General features: G+C 57.9%; 15 protein-coding genes and 2 pseudogenes. 6 read left to right on the forward strand and 11 right to left on the reverse strand.

Annotated elements, in window-relative coordinates; genetic code table 11:
- Window positions 1–9: 9 nt before the first annotated feature.
- The 3 genes from D3871_RS28560 to D3871_RS28570 all read right to left on the reverse strand — a co-directional run bounded on the left by D3871_RS28560 (window position 10) and on the right by D3871_RS28570 (window position 3,153).
- The gene (locus D3871_RS28560; protein ID WP_119772476.1) at window positions 10–891 is read right to left on the reverse strand and encodes an acetaldehyde dehydrogenase (acetylating); all 882 of its coding nucleotides are present in this window, start codon (window positions 889–891) and stop codon (window positions 10–12) included.
- Between the two features lie 32 nt (window positions 892–923).
- On the reverse strand, window positions 924–1,706 hold the full coding sequence (dmpE, locus tag D3871_RS28565; protein WP_119772478.1) for a 2-oxopent-4-enoate hydratase: 783 nt from the start codon (window positions 1,704–1,706) through the stop codon (window positions 924–926).
- A gap of 67 nt (window positions 1,707–1,773) precedes the next feature.
- On the reverse strand, window positions 1,774–3,153 hold the full coding sequence (locus D3871_RS28570; protein ID WP_119772479.1) for a DUF1329 domain-containing protein: 1,380 nt from the start codon (window positions 3,151–3,153) through the stop codon (window positions 1,774–1,776).
- A gap of 234 nt (window positions 3,154–3,387) precedes the next feature.
- Here D3871_RS28570 and cysD point away from each other — a divergent pair, with 234 nt between their 5' ends.
- From cysD to D3871_RS28585, 3 genes are read left to right on the forward strand one after another with little or no spacing between them, the layout of a single operon-like run.
- Window positions 3,388–4,314, forward strand: a complete 927-nt coding sequence (gene cysD, locus D3871_RS28575; protein WP_274381791.1) for a sulfate adenylyltransferase subunit CysD — start codon at window positions 3,388–3,390, stop codon at window positions 4,312–4,314.
- Complete coding sequence (gene cysN / locus D3871_RS28580) at window positions 4,314–6,215, forward strand: sulfate adenylyltransferase subunit CysN (protein WP_119772483.1); 1,902 nt, start codon at window positions 4,314–4,316, stop codon at window positions 6,213–6,215. Before cysD ends, cysN begins: the two co-directional genes overlap by 1 nt.
- Window positions 6,212–7,174 (forward strand): acetyltransferase, encoded by a 963-nt coding sequence (locus tag D3871_RS28585; RefSeq protein ID WP_119772485.1) that lies wholly within the window; start codon window positions 6,212–6,214, stop codon window positions 7,172–7,174. The genes cysN and D3871_RS28585 overlap by 4 nt, the downstream gene beginning before the upstream one ends.
- Window positions 7,175–7,502: 328 nt before the next feature.
- Here the strand turns inward: D3871_RS28585 and D3871_RS28590 are convergent, their stop codons facing one another.
- The 7 genes from D3871_RS28590 to D3871_RS28620 form a co-directional block, all read right to left on the reverse strand.
- Window positions 7,503–7,997 carry an SRPBCC domain-containing protein gene (locus D3871_RS28590; protein ID WP_119772486.1) on the reverse strand — a complete coding sequence of 165 codons (495 nt, stop codon included), beginning with the start codon at window positions 7,995–7,997 and terminating at the stop codon, window positions 7,503–7,505.
- A gap of 27 nt (window positions 7,998–8,024) precedes the next feature.
- Window positions 8,025–8,816, reverse strand: a complete 792-nt coding sequence (locus D3871_RS28595) for an SDR family oxidoreductase (RefSeq protein WP_119772488.1) — start codon at window positions 8,814–8,816, stop codon at window positions 8,025–8,027.
- A gap of 24 nt (window positions 8,817–8,840) precedes the next feature.
- Window positions 8,841–10,028, reverse strand: a complete 1,188-nt coding sequence (locus tag D3871_RS28600; RefSeq protein WP_119772490.1) for a sulfotransferase family protein — start codon at window positions 10,026–10,028, stop codon at window positions 8,841–8,843.
- Window positions 10,021–11,136 (reverse strand): DUF1214 domain-containing protein, encoded by a 1,116-nt coding sequence (locus D3871_RS28605; protein ID WP_119772492.1) that lies wholly within the window; start codon window positions 11,134–11,136, stop codon window positions 10,021–10,023. Before D3871_RS28605 ends, D3871_RS28600 begins: the two co-directional genes overlap by 8 nt.
- The gene (locus D3871_RS28610; protein ID WP_119772494.1) at window positions 11,133–11,639 is read right to left on the reverse strand and encodes a nuclear transport factor 2 family protein; all 507 of its coding nucleotides are present in this window, start codon (window positions 11,637–11,639) and stop codon (window positions 11,133–11,135) included. The genes D3871_RS28605 and D3871_RS28610 overlap by 4 nt, the downstream gene beginning before the upstream one ends.
- 97 nt (window positions 11,640–11,736) lie before the next feature.
- Window positions 11,737–13,122, reverse strand: a complete 1,386-nt coding sequence (locus tag D3871_RS28615) for a DUF1329 domain-containing protein (protein WP_119772496.1) — start codon at window positions 13,120–13,122, stop codon at window positions 11,737–11,739.
- A 55-nt stretch (window positions 13,123–13,177) separates the two neighbouring features.
- Entirely contained in the window at window positions 13,178–14,902 is a 1,725-nt protein-coding gene (locus D3871_RS28620) for a DUF1302 domain-containing protein (protein WP_119772497.1), read from the reverse strand.
- Window positions 14,903–15,402: 500 nt separating this feature from the next.
- Between D3871_RS28620 and surE the strand changes: the two genes are divergently transcribed.
- The 3 genes and pseudogenes from surE to D3871_RS28635 form a co-directional block, all read left to right on the forward strand.
- A complete protein-coding gene (gene surE, locus D3871_RS28625; RefSeq protein ID WP_119772499.1) occupies window positions 15,403–16,419 on the forward strand; it encodes a 5'/3'-nucleotidase SurE in 1,017 nt (338 codons plus the stop codon).
- A gap of 8 nt (window positions 16,420–16,427) precedes the next feature.
- Window positions 16,428–17,066 carry a hypothetical protein gene (locus D3871_RS28630; protein ID WP_119772501.1) on the forward strand — a complete coding sequence of 213 codons (639 nt, stop codon included), beginning with the start codon at window positions 16,428–16,430 and terminating at the stop codon, window positions 17,064–17,066.
- A 40-nt stretch (window positions 17,067–17,106) separates the two neighbouring features.
- A pseudogene (locus tag D3871_RS28635) lies at window positions 17,107–17,433 on the forward strand (EthD domain-containing protein); the annotation flags it as partial.
- A 100-nt stretch (window positions 17,434–17,533) separates the two neighbouring features.
- Here D3871_RS28635 and D3871_RS28640 read toward each other — a convergent pair.
- Window positions 17,534–17,764: pseudogene (locus D3871_RS28640) on the reverse strand (transposase); the annotation flags it as partial.
- Between the last annotated feature and the right edge of the window lie 30 nt (window positions 17,765–17,794).

Below are 17,794 nucleotides of genomic sequence, written 5' to 3' on the forward strand. Positions count from 1 at the left end.
TTCTGATGTTTACGCGGCATGCAGCTTCTGGGCAAACAGTTCGGCAGTCCGTGTTGCGGCCGCTGTCATGATGTCAAGGTTGCCGGCGTATGTCGGCAGATAGTCGCCAAGTCCAAGCACCTCGACATAGATGGATACCCGCTTGCCGTCGAATACCGGACCGTTCCTCAACGTATAGCCGGGTACATACTGCTGCACCGATGCGATCATGCGGTGCACCGATGCTGTGATTGCTTCCTGGTCCGGTTCGTCCACGGTCAGGCAGTGAATGGTGTCACGCATGACGATCGGCGGTTCCGCCGGATTGATCACGATAATGGCCTTGCCCTTTTGCGCACCGCCGACACGTTCGATCGCGCCGGCGGTGGTACGTGTGAATTCATCGATGTTCTTGCGTGTGCCAGGACCGACCGAGCGCGAGGACACGGTGGCAACAATCTCGCCGTACGCAACCGGCTGCACCCGTGATACCGCATGCACCATCGGAATCGTCGCCTGTCCGCCGCAAGTCACCATATTGAGATTGTTAATACCGGTGACATCTTCCGGCAGGTTAACGCTCGGTACACAATACGGCCCGATCGCCGCCGGCGTCAGGTCGAGCATCAGCACGCCAAGTTCGTTCAGCTTGCGTGAGTTTTCGGCGTGGACATAAGCTGACGTCGCATCGAAGGCGATACGGATATCATCCCTTTTCACATGCGGCAGCAAGCCATCGACGCCATCGGCGGTAGTCAGCAGGCCCATTTCCCTTGCGCGCGCCAATCCTTCGGAATCCGCGTCGATACCGACCATCCAGGCCGGTTCAAGCCATTCGCTGCGGCGCAGCTTGTATAACAGATCGGTCCCGATATTTCCCGAGCCGATCAATGCACATTTGATTTTCTTCATTGGTTTTTCATCCCGGTTCTGTGAATACCTATTCATTTGAACGACACGCTGCATGCGCCGATACCGCCGATGCGCATCCGCAGGGAATCGCCTGCCGTGACCGGAATCAGCGGCGCCAGCGATCCGGACAGGATCGGTTCGCCAGCCTTCAACGGGATGCCGCGTGCACCGAGTTCGTTGGCCAGCCATGCAACCGCATTCGCCGGATGACCGAGCGCTGCCGCGCCGGCACCGGTAGCGACGACTTCACCGTTCTTCTCGATCACCATGCCGCATACCGCGAGATCGATCGTCTGCGCATCGACGCGGTCCTTGCCGATCACAAACACGCCGCAGGACGCATTGTCGGCAACGGTGTCCTGGATCCGGATATTCCAGTCCCGGATACGCGAATCGACGATTTCAAAACAGGCGGCCACTTCCTTGGTCGCATCCATCACCTGTGTGATGGTGACTCCCGGCCCGCACAGATCTTCCTTCAGGAAAAATGCAATCTCACCTTCGGCACGGGGCTGGATCAGCGACTCCATCGGAATCTCGGCGCCGTCTTCATACTGCATGCCGGACAGCAGAATGCCGAAGTCGGGCTGATGGACGTTCAGCATTTGCTGCACCACTTTGCTGGTTACGCCGATCTTTTTGCCGATCACATGCTCCCCTTGCGCAATGCGGCGTGCCACCATGCGCTGTTGAATCCGGTAGGCATGGTCGATCGTAAGGTCCGGCATGCTGCCGCTAATCGGTGTCATTACCCGGCGTGAACTCCATGCTTCGTATAAGGCATCGCCGATGTGATCCAGTGCTGCGTCATTCATCATGTATATCCCGTGCGCTTATGCGCTGTGGTAGCAGACACCGCAAAGACGGTGTCCTGGTGCAAGATCAAAGTCCTTTTTGGCGTGCAGCATCCGGCGTGAACTGCGACGGCTCCAGCTCGCCGGTGTTGATGCGCGGCGCATTCTTTTGCTCGTTGACCAGTCGGTCGGCCATATAGGTACCCGACTGCAGGTCGTGATATAGCGCGACACCGGCATGATAGCCTTGCAGCTCATACGCATAATAGAAATTCATCGTTCCCTGACGCCACAACTGGCCACGCGCGTCATAGTTATCCACCATCACCGCGTTCCAGCTATCTTCGTCGGCGTAGTACACGCGCTTCGCATACTGATGGCGCACGCCCTGCTTCAGGTTTGCTTCCAGCACCCACACCCGATGCAACTCGTAGCGCATCAGTTCGGGATTCATATGCCCCTTGGTCAGCATGTCCGCATACTTGATCTTGGGATCGTTGAGTTTGTAAGCGTGATACGGAATATAGATCTCGCGCTTGCCCACGATCTTCCAGTCATAGCGTTCCGGCGAGCCATTGAACAGACGGTCATCGTCAACGGTGCGGAAACCACCCGGGCCTTGCGGCATGTCGAAGCCGAAGCTCGGCAATTGCCGCACACGGCGCGTCCCCGGATTGTATTGCCATGCCTGGCGCGGGCGGCTGGCAAACTCCCAATGGTCGTAGCCGACGATGATCGTTCCTTTCTCGCGCTCCGGCAGCAGCGTGCCGGTATTGAAGAAGATTGCGGTGCCGTTCCAATCCTTGCGGTTGACTTTTTGATTATCCACCGCCGATAACATTTTGTAATCGACGCGTCCCCATGCGATGTTGCCGTCGGGGTAGACCACAGCCTGGTCGTAGATCGCTACTTCATTGGATGCTTTCGGCGACGACAGCATGTTCCAGACCAATTCCAGTCCATTCTTCGGAATCGGAAATGCTGGACCGCCGTACACACCCTTGACGCCGGCGCCGCCATCGATTACTTCCGCCTGCGCTGCATTCTCCTTCATATTCGCATGCACCTTGTCGGCATAGCGGAAGTCGCGATGACTCGGATACACCGGCATGCGGAACGTGTCCGGATATTTCTTGAACAGGGCCTTTTGTCCTTCGCTCAAACGATCGGCATATTGCGCCATGTTTTTTGCGGTGATCACGAACAGCGGTTTTTCATTTGCATAAGGGTCCGGCGCGTGTTTGCCGGTGCCGCCATAGCTGACGCCAGGCGGCGTGCCCAGCCATTTTCCGGAATACGGCGGGATACTGCCGTCCTTGTTGCCTTCGCGTTCCGCGCCGATTGGCGTGAGCGTCGTGCCCAAGGTGTTGATTTCGTCCGCATTCAGCTTTGCCATGGCAGGCATGGCCGCCGCCAGTGCAGTGGCCGTCATCGCGGGCAAGGCGAGTTTGTACAGCAATCGTTTCATAGAACCGCTTCCTTTTGAATGTGGTGGACTTGCGCGTGCAGCGCAGCGCACCTGACTCTTTTGTTCGATAGCAGTATCGGTTTTCGACTTGTTCGAAACATCGTTTAAACGGACTAGCCTTGGTCGTGGAGAACGGTCATGCCTCGCATAGTCTGGACGGACGATGAGTTGCGCATCGGCTCTTCGTAGCATCGAGAAAAAATATAAAAAGAGAAAGCCCGCTGCACAGCGAAGATTCCGAACACAACAGGAAAAGGAGAGACGATGTTGACCCATCTGCAGCGCCTTGAAGCCGAGAGCATCCACATCATGCGGGAGATCGTCTCCGAGTGTGAAAAGCCGGTGATGCTGTATTCGATCGGCAAGGACAGTGCCGTCATGCTGCATCTTGCGATGAAGGCGTTCTATCCCGCCAAACCGCCCTTCCCGCTGCTACATGTCGATACCACCTGGAAGTTTCGCGAAATGATCCAGTTTCGTGACGCGATGGCGGAACAGCTCGGCATGGAATTGATTGTCCATATCAACCCCGAAGGTGTTCGTCAGAATATCAATCCATTCACGCATGGCTCCGCCGTGCATACCGATATATGGAAAACCGAAGGCTTGAAACAGGCGCTTGACAAGTACGGGTTCGACGCGGCCTTCGGCGGCGCGCGGCGCGACGAAGAAAAGTCGCGCGCAAAGGAGCGCATCTTTTCGATACGCTCCGAACAGCATCGATGGGATCCGAAGCTGCAGCGTCCCGAGCTCTGGAAGCTCTACAACGCGCGCAAGCGAAAAGGGGAAAGCATTCGCGTATTTCCGCTTTCCAACTGGACGGAACTGGATGTTTGGCAGTACATTCGTTTGAATAATGTCCCGATCGTGCCGTTGTATCTGGCGAAAGAGCGTCCGGTCGTCAAACGCGACGGTACACTGATCATGGTGGATGACGAGCGCATGCCGCTGCGCCAAGGCGAGGTGCCGCAGCTGAAGAAAGTGCGTTTCCGTACCTTGGGCTGCTATCCGCTCACCGGTGCGATCGAAAGCGATGCGGACAATTTGACGGCGATCATCCGCGAAATGCTGCTGGCGCGGACATCCGAACGCCAGGGTCGCCTGATCGACCACGACTCCGCCGGTTCAATGGAAAAAAAGAAACAGGAGGGATATTTCTGATGGCACACGTATCTGATCTGATCGCCGAAGATATCGACCAGTACCTGACACTGCATGAACACAAAAGCCTGCTGCGTTTCATTACCTGCGGCAGCGTCGATGACGGCAAGAGCACGTTGATCGGACGCATGTTGTACGAGTCGAAAATGCTGTTCGAGGACCAGTTGAGCCAGCTTGAAACCGACTCGAAAAAAATGGGTACCCAAGGCGGGGATCTCGACTTTGCATTGCTGGTCGATGGCTTGTCCGCCGAACGTGAGCAAGGTATTACCATCGATGTCGCCTACCGCTTCTTTTCGACCGACAAGCGCAAGTTCATCGTGGCAGATACGCCGGGTCATGAACAGTACACCCGCAATATGGTCACCGGCGCGTCGACCGCTGATGTGGCGATCGTCCTGGTCGATGCTCGCAAAGGTATCCTGACGCAGACGCGCCGACATAGCTATCTGGCGTCACTGGTCGGGATTCGGCATATAGCGCTGGTCATCAACAAGCTGGACATGGTTGGCTATGCGAAGGAGGTTGTCGACCGCATCGATGCGGAGTATCGCAGTTTCGCGAAAGCCCTTGGCTTGCAAAACATCGTCACCATTCCTATGTCGGCGCTGAAGGGTGACAACATCGCCGAACGCAGCGCCAACACGCCCTGGTATCAGGGGCCCACGCTGATGTCTTACCTCGAAACGGTGGAAATCGATGACGCCGGGTCGCAATGGCGGCCATTCCGCCTGCCGGTGCAGTGGGTGAATCGCCCCAACCTCGACTTTCGCGGCTATGCCGGCATCGTCGCCGGCGGCATCGTACGGCCGGGCGACCGTCTGCGCGTACTGCCGTCAGGCCGGGAGAGCCGCGTCGCGCGCATCGTCAGCAGCGAAGGAGATCTCGCGCAAGCGGTAAACGGCCAGTCGATCACAATTACACTTGAAGACGAACTCGACATCAGCCGCGGTGACGTCCTGGCGTCGCCGAATGCACTGCCCGGTGTGGCCGATCAGTTTGAAGCGGCGGTGATATGGATGAACGACGAACCGATGTTGCCCGGGCGCCCCTATCTGCTGAAGATTGGCACCAAAACGGTGACAGCGACAAGCGCTCCGCCAAAGTACAAGATCAACGTCAACACGCTCGAACATCTCGCCGCGCGGAAACTTGACTTGAACGATATCGGCGTCTGCAACCTGAGCTTCGACCAGCATGTCGCATTCGATCCCTATAGCGAAAACAGGGATACCGGCAGCTTCATCATGATCGATCGCCTAACCAATAATACGGTCGGCGCCGGCATTCTGCATTTTGCGTTACGACGTTCACAAAACATTCATTGGCAGGCGATCGATGTCAACAAGCAGGCGCACGCCAGCCTGAAGGGACAGAAACCCTGCGTGCTGTGGTTTACCGGTCTGTCGGGCGCCGGCAAGTCGACTGTGGCCAACATGGTGGAAAAAAAGCTGCATGCGCTCGGCAAACACACCTACCTGCTCGATGGCGACAATGTGCGGCACGGGCTGAACAAGGATCTCGGTTTTTCGGATGCTGACCGGGTCGAGAATATCCGGCGCGTTGGCGAAGTAGCGCGGCTGATGGTCGATGCGGGGCAGATCGTGCTGGTGTCGTTCATTTCGCCATTCCGCGCCGAACGCAGGATGGCGCGCGAACTGGTCGAACAGGACGAGTTTGTCGAGATCTTCGTCGATACTCCGATCTCCGTAGCGGAACAGCGCGATCCGAAAGGCTTGTATAAAAAAGCACGCCGTGGCGAACTAAAGAACTTCACCGGGATCGATTCGCCTTACGAAGCACCTGAGTGTGCGGAAATCCGGATCGATACGACCGCCCATTCTCCGGATCAGGCGGCGGAACTGGTTATCCAACATTTGACCGAGCGTGGCGTGATATGACGCATTTTTACGCTTTCAATGGCGATGCGGACGGCCTGTGCGCACTGCAGCAACTGCGGCTCGCCGATCCGCAGGAAGTTCGCCTGGTTACCGGCGTCAAGCGCGATATTCAACTGCTGAGACGGGTTGATGCAGAGGCCGGCGACACCGTCACCGCGCTCGATATTTCACTCGACCAGAATCGTGGTGACTTACTGCGGTTGCTTGATGCCGGCGCATCGGTACGCTATTTCGATCACCATCATGCGGGCGAATTGCCTGAGCATCCGGCCTTGATGGCCTGCATCGACGAGCGCGCGGAGGTCTGCACCAGTATCCTGGTCGATCATTATCTGGCCGGACGCCATCGTATGTGGGCGATCACCGCTGCTTTCGGCGATAACCTTGGCACGGTCGCTGCTGCCATGGCGCGCGATGCCGGTCTTGGGAACGCGGCGGCATCGACCTTGCAGATGCTGGGCACCTGCCTGAACTACAACGCGTATGGCGAAACCATCGCCGACCTGCATATCGATCCCGTCGAGCTGGCACAGCAGATGATGCCGTTCGCTGATCCGCTGGAATTTGCCGCATGCTCGGAAGCCTATGTTCGGCTCACGGCGGGGTATCGCGACGACATGGAACGGACGCGCGATCTTTCGCCGGCGCACCAGTTGCCGGGTGCAACCATGCTGGTATTGCCGAATGCGCCATGGGCCCGGCGTGCCATCGGCGTATTGGCGAATGAACGGATGCAGACTGATCCAGACAATGCGCTTGCGATTCTGTCACCGAAATCAGGCGGCGGGTATACGGTCAGTGTGCGGGTGCCGGCGCATAGCGCGTCCAGTGCGGCGGATTTCTGCCGCACTTTCGAGACCGGTGGCGGCCGGAAAACGGCTGGCGGGATCAATCACTTGCCGGAGGCCGATGTTGAACGCTTTACAGACAGGTTCGACGCCTGCTTTGCTAAGCGTTAGAACTCCGGTTTGTCATCCCCGCACCAGTGCCTGTCAGCTTCTCATGCGTTGTCAACTAAGCGGGTGGTCAAAAGTCTTTTGACATTTCGCCGATCCGGTTTATCGAGCTCGGTTCGGCACCCTTCTCCCGCAGGCGGGAGAAGGGCGGGGGATGAGGGGATATGTCAAGACCGCATGAGATATTGGAAGCTCCCTCACCCCCGCCCCTCTCCCGCTTGCAGGAGAGGGGAGCCGTGCTCCGTGTCAAAAAACTTTTGATATCTTGCTTAGATTATTCCGGACACCAGTACGCTTTCGCGACGACGACGGAGAGTAGCGCGAGAGGCTGTTATACAAACTCGTGCTTGCCTCTTGTCCGCTGTGCGGCATACAGCAATTCCGCGCGCTGTTTCACGCCGAGTGCCACCGCGTCGAAGCCCTGCTTTACCCACGCTCCGAAATTCTTCATCGTGGCATCAGCATTCAATCCGAGAAAAATATCGGTGGTGTAATACACGCAATGGTCCTCGCCCATGGCCTCGATATACTGGTCGCGCCGTGCCGCATCCTTCGATTGCGCGGTCGGCCGCATTTCCCATGACAGCAATGCATGCGGCTCAAATGCGACCAATGTTTCGACCACGTGAAGATGTTCGCCCGGACGCGTCGGATCGGGCAGATACAGATTGACCGGCTCGCCCAGTTGCAGCGACGATTCGACCCGCACCGTATACGGATTCCATTGCGGGTAACTGGCAAGATCCATCAGGACATCCCACACCAGCGATGCGGGAGCGTTGATTTCCACCTTGACCGAAGTAACGAGATTTTCTGCCTTGCACATGCCGATTCTCCTGCGTTGGTAAATGGTTCAGCCCATGTACTCGCCACCGTTCGCGTCGAGCGACGCGCCGCTGACGGCATTGGCATAGTCGGAAACAAGGAACAGCGCCGCCTTCGCGCAATCGTCGTCGGTCGGGATGCGGCCGAGTGCGATGTTGGCAACGATGGGCGCGATCAATTGCTCTTCCGGCATTTGATACTCGGCGGCGGAACGCTTGATGTAGCCTTGTACCGGCTCGCCCCACATCCAGCCCATGAAAATATTGTTAACGCGAATGCCATGCGGACCAAGTTCCTTCGCCAGGTATTTGACGGCTACCGCCAATGCGCCCTTGGACGCCGCATAACCGGATTCACCGGGAAACGGCCGGCGCGCCGCGGCCGTATTGATCATTGCAATTGCGCCGCTGCCCTGAACTTTCATTTGCGGCAGCACTTCCTGCGTCAGCGTCATTGTGCCGAACAGATTGATATCGAATACCGAGCGCCATACCTCCAGATCAGCCGATTCGATCGGTTCAGGAAAATTGCCGTGCGTAAAAGCACTGTTGAGCAAGCCATCGATACGGCCGAAACGCGCCGCCGTCTTATCGACCAGTCGCTTGCATTGGGCGCGGTCGGTAATGTCGGTTACCACCTTCAGCACTTCGCAGTCACTGCCAAGTGCGTAGATGCGGCGTTCCGCATCGTCCAGCTTGGCGGCGGTACGCGCGGCGATCGCCACCGCGCGTGCGCCTTCGCGCGCCGCCTCAACCGCGAGCTTGACGCCGAGGCCCGGACCGATGCCGGACACGATAATCACCTTGTCTTTCAAAAGCATGCTGTTTGTCTCCTGCTGTTATTTTTAATGGGAACGGATATTGCCCTGCTCCAGGTAGCGTGCGCGATACTCGAGATAGTCTTGCTCAAGCTGCGCGTTGCTGAGGCCGAACTGCGCCACCGAATAATCATGCGGCGCGCGCTGATCGCGGGCGTTGTGCGTCAGCCATTGCCGCATTAATGCTTCCACGCCGTCCGTCAGTGGCATGCCGAGAAACGCATAGATGGCCCGCACCACGTCCATCGGCTGCTTGACCGTATCGATGTAAGCGACATCGAAAAAACGCGGCTCAGGCAATGCATCGCGAAACTGCATCGTGTGCCGCAGGCTGCGTGCAAACTGGCGATTCCATTGCTGTCCTGCCGTCGCCGCATCGGCATGGTCACTATAGATGCGCCACAGCGTATGCACGAAGCTCGCCAGCGAAGGAATGGTTTGCAGCGGATCGCGATGGGTCTGAATCACGCGCACGTCTGGAAATAGTTTGAACAGTGCCGGCATCGCGTGCAAGTGATGCGGCGTCTTCAGCACCCAGCGCTCCGCATGCATCCCGCGCCGCTTTTTTTGCCACTGCATGAACTGCAGCAGTTTTTTCAGGTAGGTATAGGCAGGTGCATAGTCCTGCCCCTCACGCCACGCCGTATAGGAAGACACGTTTGCATACGCGTCCATCGCGCCGAAGAAAGTGTGCTCCATCAGCATCACTTCTTCATCTGCCTGTTCGGCATCGAGCGGATGGATGGACAGCAGCTGCGGCATCGCCGCAATCATCATCTCGACCTCTGCCCTGGCCTGTGCGATACGCGGGTCGGGAGAATCGGGCGCAACCTCGGATTGCGGCACCGGATGACGGCTTTCCCACCACGCAAGCGAATAAAAGCGCGGATCGCGGGCGAGGATGCGTTGCAGCAACGTGGTGCCGGTACGCGGCAGGCCGACGATCACCACCGGCTGCACAATCACTTCATCGAGGATGTCGGGATGGCGCTTGCAATAGGCTTCGACCTGCAGGCGATTGCTTAGCAACTCCACCAGTCGTTGCTGCAATAAGGACCGCCCCTGTTCCGACAGCCGCGCGTCACGATCCAGCGAAGCCAGCATCATGTGCAGCGCGGGCCGAAAATGCGCATCGCCGAAGTCGCTCAAGCCGCCGCTGTGCGCCGTCGCCTGCATCATCAGTACATTCATGTCGAACTTGCGGTTATCAGTCATGTTCGCCTTTCCTTTTCAGGTCCGACAGCTTGACCACGCGCGTCGTCGGATGCACATGTTCTTTCGCATCGACCCAACGCATGCACATCGTGCCGACGCGATGGCCGGCTGTTTCCAGCCAGTTCGGCAGTCCCGGATCCGTATGTGACAGCACCAGCGTGACGCCGCCCCGCGCGTCTAGCTGCGCGCCATGCTTGTTGATGCCTATGCGGTGGTAGCGGTAGTCGAGCGATTCCATCCAGTAGTTATTGATTTGCAGGTTCCAGAAGCGGCAATCCGGGATGCGTTCGATTTCGATCAGCAAGGCTTCGTCGTCCTGCAGCGACCAGTACGAGTGGTAATAGAAAATATTCGGATCGCCGCCGACCGCCTGGCACACGGCCTGGTTCGCCGGCGGAAGCTGATTCGGATGGGACTGGTAGCCGTTCGCCCAGTCGGCAAACAGTTTTGCGGTGTTTTCGACGAAGTGGGCCGCTTTCAGCAAGCCGCCATGCAGCTTCAGCGGATCGAGTGGCTGCGGCTTCTGATCCGAGTCGATACGCTCGATGCTCAGCCGCGCCAGCTTTTCATTATTGCGGTCGAGGAAAGTCTGGCGCACCACCAGCGCATTGCTGTCGGCTTCCAGCGGCAACCAGTTGCCTGCCGCCTGCGTCTGGCTCAGTGTCAGCTCGAAATTGCCGTCCGCATCGAACTGCATATGCTGGGTGTCGATGAATCCGGTTTGCGTCATCCTGCCGTCGGTTTCGTAACCGCCTTTCTGGCTACCGAAGCTCAGGTATGCCACGCTGCCGCGATGTCCGCGCACCAGATAGTCGTTGTGGCCGTTCAGCCGCGCATACTGGTAAAGATTATCGGGGTTGTCTGCGCCGATCTTCGCGGTTTCATGCGACGGGATCAGGAAGCCGGGGAAGTCCGGGTCCGCGTACTCGACATGCATTTCCAGTGCGATGCGCATCAACCGGCTGAGATAGCGAAAGCCCTCGGCGCGGTTGAAGGCGTCGTTCGGCGCTTCCGGCCGCAGTATTTGCTGGCCGGCGCGTTTCAGGATGTCGCAGAAGGCATCCCAGGTTTGACCGGAAACGAGCTGTTGTTCCACGGATTCTGTCATGCCCGCTCCTGTGGTGAGAATCGACGGCCGGCGAATACAATCTTTTCGAGTCCTTCGGACAGTTCGCTCACCAGGGTCGATGTCACCACGCAGCGCGTATTGGCGATCTTCCAGGCGCCATCGAGCTTGCGGTAATCGTCTTCATAGTAGGCACCGAGCTGCGTGACGGTACGTTCGCGCGTATTGATCTGGTGATAGAACAATCCCCAGGTGCCGTGTGCATGACTGTCGTCGGCCACCGTGATGCATGGATTGACGCCATGATGCATTTCGACGATATGTTCATGGCAAGCCATCCGGGTAAACAGTTCGACCAGCTCGTCGCGATGGTGAAACACACCGATCGCGCCATAATCGATCAACACTTCGCCGGGCATGAAGCAGGCAGCGACCGCCTGCGGATCCTTGCGGTCGCAACTCAAGAAATAATGCGCCTTCAGCGTACGTATGGCTTCCAGATCTTCCAGCGCGCGCACGCGCGCCTCCAGCACCGCGATCGACATCGCCGTACTCCTTTCATCTCGGACTTGGGATTGAACGACCGGCTTGTTTGCAACTAAAACGGCGCCGGATGCATCCGGCGCCGCAATGGTTATCGGTCTATAGGCCTTTTTGGCGCGCCGCATCCGGCGTGAATTGCGATGGATCCAGCTCGCCGCTGTTGATGCGCGGCGGGCCCTTTTGCTCGTTGATCAAACGGTCCGCCATATACACGCCCGACAGCAGGTCGTGATATAGCGAGACGCCGGCCTGATAGCCTTGCAGGTCATACGCGTAGTAGAAGTTGACCATGCCGACGCGCCATAACTGGCCGCGCGCGTCATGGTTATCTACCAGTACCGGATTCCAGCTATCCTCGTCGATGTAAAACACGCGTTTCGCATACTGATGGCGCACGCCCGGTTTCAGATTCGCTTCCAGCACCCACACCCGATGCAATTCGTAGCGCATCACGTCCGGATTGATATGCCCCTTGGGTAGCATATCGCTGTACTTCAGCTTTGGATCGTTGATCTTGTAGGCGTGATACGGGATATAGACTTCCTTCTTGCCGATGACCTTCCAGTCATAGCGTTCCGGCGAACCATTGAACAGACGGTCATCATCGACGGTGCGGAAACCGCCCGGACCTTGCGGCATGTCGAAACCGAAGCTCGGCAATTGCCGCACGCGGCGCGTGCCCGGATTGTATTGCCATGCCTGGCGCGGATGATTGACATAATCCCAATAGCCATGGCCGACGATAATGCTGCCTTTTTCGCGCTCCGGCAACAACGTAAGAACGTTGAAATGGTCAGACTTGCCGTCCCAGTCCTTGCGCGCCGTGTTCAAGTCGTACACGCCGGCAAAGATCTTGTAGTCGACCCTGCCCCACGCGATATTGCCATCGGGGTAAACCACCGCCTGGTCATAGGTCGCCATTTCATTGAATGCCTTCGGCGACGACAGCATGCTCCACAACAGTTCGATACCGTTCTTGGGAATCGGAAACGCCGGACCGCCGAACACGCCTTTGACGCCGAGGCCTCCATCGGTGACCTCTGCCTGTGCCGCATTTTCCTTTATGTGCGCATACACCTTGTCGGCATAGCGGAAGTCGCGATGGCTAGCATAGACCGGCATGCGAAAGGTCTCGGGATATTTCTTGAACAGCGCCTTTTGCCCTTCGCTCAAGCGATCCGCGTATTGCGCGATGTTTTGCGCGGTGATCACGAACAGCGGTTTTTCATTCGCATACGGGTCCGGCTGGTGCTTGCCGGTGCCGCCATAAGTGATACCGGGCGGCACACCCAGCCATTTGCCGGAGTATGGCGGAATGGAACCGTCCTTGTTGCCTTCGCGCTCGGCGCCCATCGGTGTCAACGTGGTGCTCAGCGTCTTGATCTCGTCCGCGCTCAGCTTCGCCGAAACCGGCGCCGCGATCATCAGTGCAGTCGCTGTCAATGCAGGTAGCGCGACTTTATATAGCAATGGTTTCATGTGCATCCTCTTTCTCGAATAGGGTTAAACAATCGTGAAGCCCAAATCTGAAACTGTTGCATCAAAAGCTGTACTTGGCGCTGAGCGCGAGATAATCGCGGTCGGCCAGCGGGCGCAATCTCGCATCGGCGCTGCCGAGGAATGCGTTATAGGAAAGACCGATTTCCAGGTTGTTCAGATACTTGAACGTGGTGCCGACGCTCAAACGCTTGTCGCCCTCTCCGGTCAGGCTGCCGAAGCTGGCGGCCACGGCAGGCACGCCGTTGACCAGGTGCTGGAAAGTGATCGGCACTGCCATATCCCAGCCGTTGAACACGTTGTTGTAGTTGAGTGTCCATGCGATCGCATAAGCCCATGAGGATCTGCTGTTGCTCAACTGGTTAAAGCGCATGCCGGCCATGTCTACTGCTTCCACGCTGCTGACCCGGTGCACGCCAATCTCGCCGACCAGCGTCATCGCGTCGGCCAGCGGCGTTTTTTCGAAAGTCTGTATCGCTGACACCTGTCCCTGCCACGACTTCGAGCGGGTCGCCGTCGGTCCGAGCAAGGTGTCGACCAGCACGGGCGCGCCGTCGCGATAGCTGACTTCGCCCGCCAGGCTGATGCCTTCCAGCTGCGTCGAGAAGCTGACGCCGGTGAGCTTGATATTGTCGAAATACTTGACCTGGTAACCGACCGGCAGCGCCTGGAATTGCGGCGGCAGCACTGCGGAAGTAATCGGCGGAATGCCGAACGCGGCATTGCCCGGATAGAGCGTGGCGACACCGAGATTGGTCACGACGCTCGGATTCTTGTCGTGATAGCGCAGGTGATACGCGCCCAGCTCGGTTCTGTCGCTGATGCGGAAGCGGCTGCCGATACCCCATTGCCCGCTATCCTTCGGACGGATGTCGGGGCCGCGCACGGCGGTCAAGGCGGTCGGCAAGCCTGGCAGGCCGGCGGTTGCCGGGCTCATCAGCAGTGGATTCGCCAGCGTGTAAATGCGATCGGCGCCAGGTCCGAGCATGTCGGCAAAACTGAAATAACTGCCTGCCGGTGACAACTCGGTTGGCCGGTACTGGTACTGGTAATAGCCGAGCAAGCTGACGTTGTCGGAGAGCGACCATTGGCCGGAAACCTGCCCGCTAGGCAATAGAATGTCCTTGACCTCCGCACCCGGCACATTGGCCTTGGTCGCGTCGGCCGGTGCCTGGGCACCGGCAATATTCGGGAAGTACAGCGATTCGCCCCATTGCACCACATGGTTACCGGCACGCAGATTGACCTTGCTGTCGCCGGCATTGAAGTTGCCATACAGATAGGCGTCGAGCAAGCGCGCGCGTCGGCCCTCATAGTCGCGCGCGCCGGATGTGAATTCATTGAACGGCCCCGATTTGTTAACGGTGCCGGGCGAGTTATTGTCGTTGCCGCGATTGTAGACGCTGTCGTAGAACGCGCTGCCGCGGACGAACAGACCGACGTTGTCGTGCTTAAGATGGCCTTCGAGCAGGACACTCATGCGATTCGTGGTCAAACTGTGACGCTTGAAGTTGCGATCTCCGTCATCGCTATTGATGGTGGTCGGCAAACCGGCTGCGCCCACTGGTCCATTGATCAGTGCATCCGATGGCGATTTGGCCCGGACGCCGACGCCGTAACTGACGGTCGCGCCATAATCGAAACTGGTGTTGTCGCCGATTTGTACCGTAGCGGCGGCAAACGCCGATGGCGCGCATGCCATCACCAGCACGGCCTCGGCAATGCCTCGCAAACGCAATGGTGCTTTGACCTGTTGAATACGCTTCATACCTCTGTCCTCCTCGTTGTTGAACCCGATCGGTTTTTTGATTTTTTTACCCGGTCACGGATGGCCTTGCGTTTGCACACATGACGATCTTGCCGGTTCGAGCGTTCAGTATCGAATCTCGGTTATTGCAGAACATCGTTTAAATGGACTAGTGATCCGACGTTCTTAATTTTTTTACGCTGAATTACCGGCTTATGGGTTCCTGCCTGCGCGGGAACGACGGGATACAACAAGCTGTACTTTAAGGGACGTGCCCCCGCCAACATTGCGGCAACCCGAAAACGAGGAAAGATGCTTTCTAGTCTTTTCAGACGATGCCTCCGTACACATTCAATGAAAGCATCAAGCAGTTGTTTCCATTTCGGCAGAATCGGAAGTCACAACCATGGATCGATGAGTGATGGCGATTCTGCAAAAGAAACAACACCGCTTTTATCGAAGGCTACGTGCCAGAGATACAAGAGAAGCAGATAAAAACTTTTACATCTAGGAGATCACCAATGCGTATACCCAAGCCGTCATCCATCCTGGGACTGTCCCTGGCGCTCGCCATCGCGGCACCCGCCCAAGCACTGAATATCGTCATCACCAACGATGATGGCTTCGAGGCATCGTTCATCCATGCGTTGTATCAGCGCCTGAAGGCGGCGGGACATAGCGTCATCATTTCCGCCCCGACGGCAGACAGCAGCGGCCAGGGCGGCGCGCTCAACTTCCTGCGGCCGGTCACGACCATGACGAAGGATTCGCGTGCGGGCGCCGTCAAGGCAGGTGCGCCTGGCATTGGCACCCTGGCAAGCGACGCCGACGTGCATTACGTCGACAGCACGCCGGTCGCCAGCGCGTTATACGGCATCGACGTGGCAGCGCAAAGAAAATGGGGCAAGGCTCCCGATCTGCTGGTGTCCGGCATCAACTACGGCAACAATACCGGCATCATCAACAATGGCTCGGGTACGGTCAATGCCGCCCTGATAGCGATCAATCGCGGCGTTCCGGCAATTGCCGCCAGCGCCGAGGCGCCGACCTCGTATCGCTCCCACGACAAACTGGTTGCCGGCGATGTGGAATATGAAAACGCCGATATCGTGGTGCGGTTGGTGAATGAGCTCGACAAGCAAAAGAGCGTTGCAGGCGGAAAACTGCTGCCCGATGGGATCGGGCTGAATGTCAACATGCCGAAGTTCGCCAAGGGCGCTGCGGCAAATCTGCCGATCAAGTTCAGCAAGGAAGGCATTGCCAGCAGCGCGATGCCCTTCTTCGTTCCCGATCTGTCCAAGGATGCGATGGCCAACAGCTACATTCCGGGCGGCGCGCCGCCGTTGCCGGGCGTGACGCTGTATATCGGCGGCACGCCGCCTGCGAACGTGATCATGCTCACCGATACCGACCCGACGTCGGAACAGAATGTCGTGAAATCGGGCGCGGTTGCAGTTTCGGTAATCAGCGTGAACCACCAGGCCGATCGTGCGCCGGAAGCGGCGATACGCCTCAAGCTGAACAACCTTGCCAAGTGAGGCCGTCCATGAATTCACGATTCATATTGTGCGCGGGAGCACTGCTTGCACTGGCCGCTTGCGGCGGCGGGAATGACAACCCGAATAGCGTCGCCTTGTCCGGGACGACAACGGCCGGCTCAAGCGCCATGCTGATCGAGGGCGATCCTGCGGGTACTTTCGGCGAATCCTTCATCGGCAGCGACGGCAATGGCGTCATGTTGATCGAAAACGACGATCTGCGTCCTGCCGCAGCCTATTACGAGGTCAAGGGCAACGCGGTACGCAGGGTGCCGGCAGCCGGGTCCGCGCTGGAAGTCCGCGCCGTTCCGGGCAGCGCAGTCCCGGTGAAGGTCAAGGCCATCACACTGGCCGATCTGGCCGGCAGCCATATGGCGATCAACCGCGACAATACCGTTGCCGGCTTTACGGTATCGGCCGATGGCGCGGTGTCCGCTGGATCTGCCAAATGCGGCCTCACCGGCAGCATCCAGCGTACATCGTCTATCGTCGGCGCATTGCCGCTCACGGTCACGCTGAACGGCTGCGGCACGGCGGACGGGACCTATCAGGGTTATGCAATCAAGGCCGGGGAATACGCGCCTGCCGCATTCCGCATCGTTGGCGAAAATGGCGTGTCGTTTATCGACATGCTGGCGTTCAGATAGTCGGGAAAACCGTCCCCTGATGCCGGAACCGGCATCAGGGAATACGCGGTTCCCGCCGATGCCCGGCGAGCGTACCGCTGGTTTTGCACAACTGGCCTTCCTGAAGCGGCCGCCGCGGCTCACACCCGAAGCCTGGCTGGATATCTGGCACAACCAGCATACGCCGGTGGCGATTGATACCCAGGACAACTTCCTGTACATGCAAAACGTCGTGGTGCGTCCGTTTACCTATGCGGCGCCGCCCTATGATGCGATTGTCGAGGAATGCTTTTCCTCCGCGGCAATGAGCGATCCTCATGCATTCTTTGACGCAAGCGGCGACGACGAAAAATTCAAGCGCAATCTGCAGGCGATGATGGAAAGCTGCCAGGGGTCCTTTTGATTTCCATGCAATTTACGACGGTAGCCACCCCTAGCATTCATGCGGATTCCAGCCTGGCCGGACTGGTTTATAAAGAAATATCTCCAGCCAGCTCCCGCTTGACCCGCTGCAGTTCCGTTTCCAATTCGGTCTGCAGCTTCTGATTTCGGTCAATCTCTTCAAGCTTGCCTGCCTTCGATATTCGCAACCAGTTCGTCAATGTCTTGAGAGGGATCGACAGTCGTCGCGATGCCTCTGACGCCACAACTGCCTCCGCCAGCTTTACAGCTTCCTCCCGAACTTCCTTTGTGTAACGCGCTTTCGGCATTCGATTCATCTATGTCTCCGTTTCTCAATTCTACGAAAC

The organism is Noviherbaspirillum saxi, assembly GCF_003591035.1.
Lineage (GTDB): Bacteria > Pseudomonadota > Gammaproteobacteria > Burkholderiales > Burkholderiaceae_D > Noviherbaspirillum > Noviherbaspirillum saxi.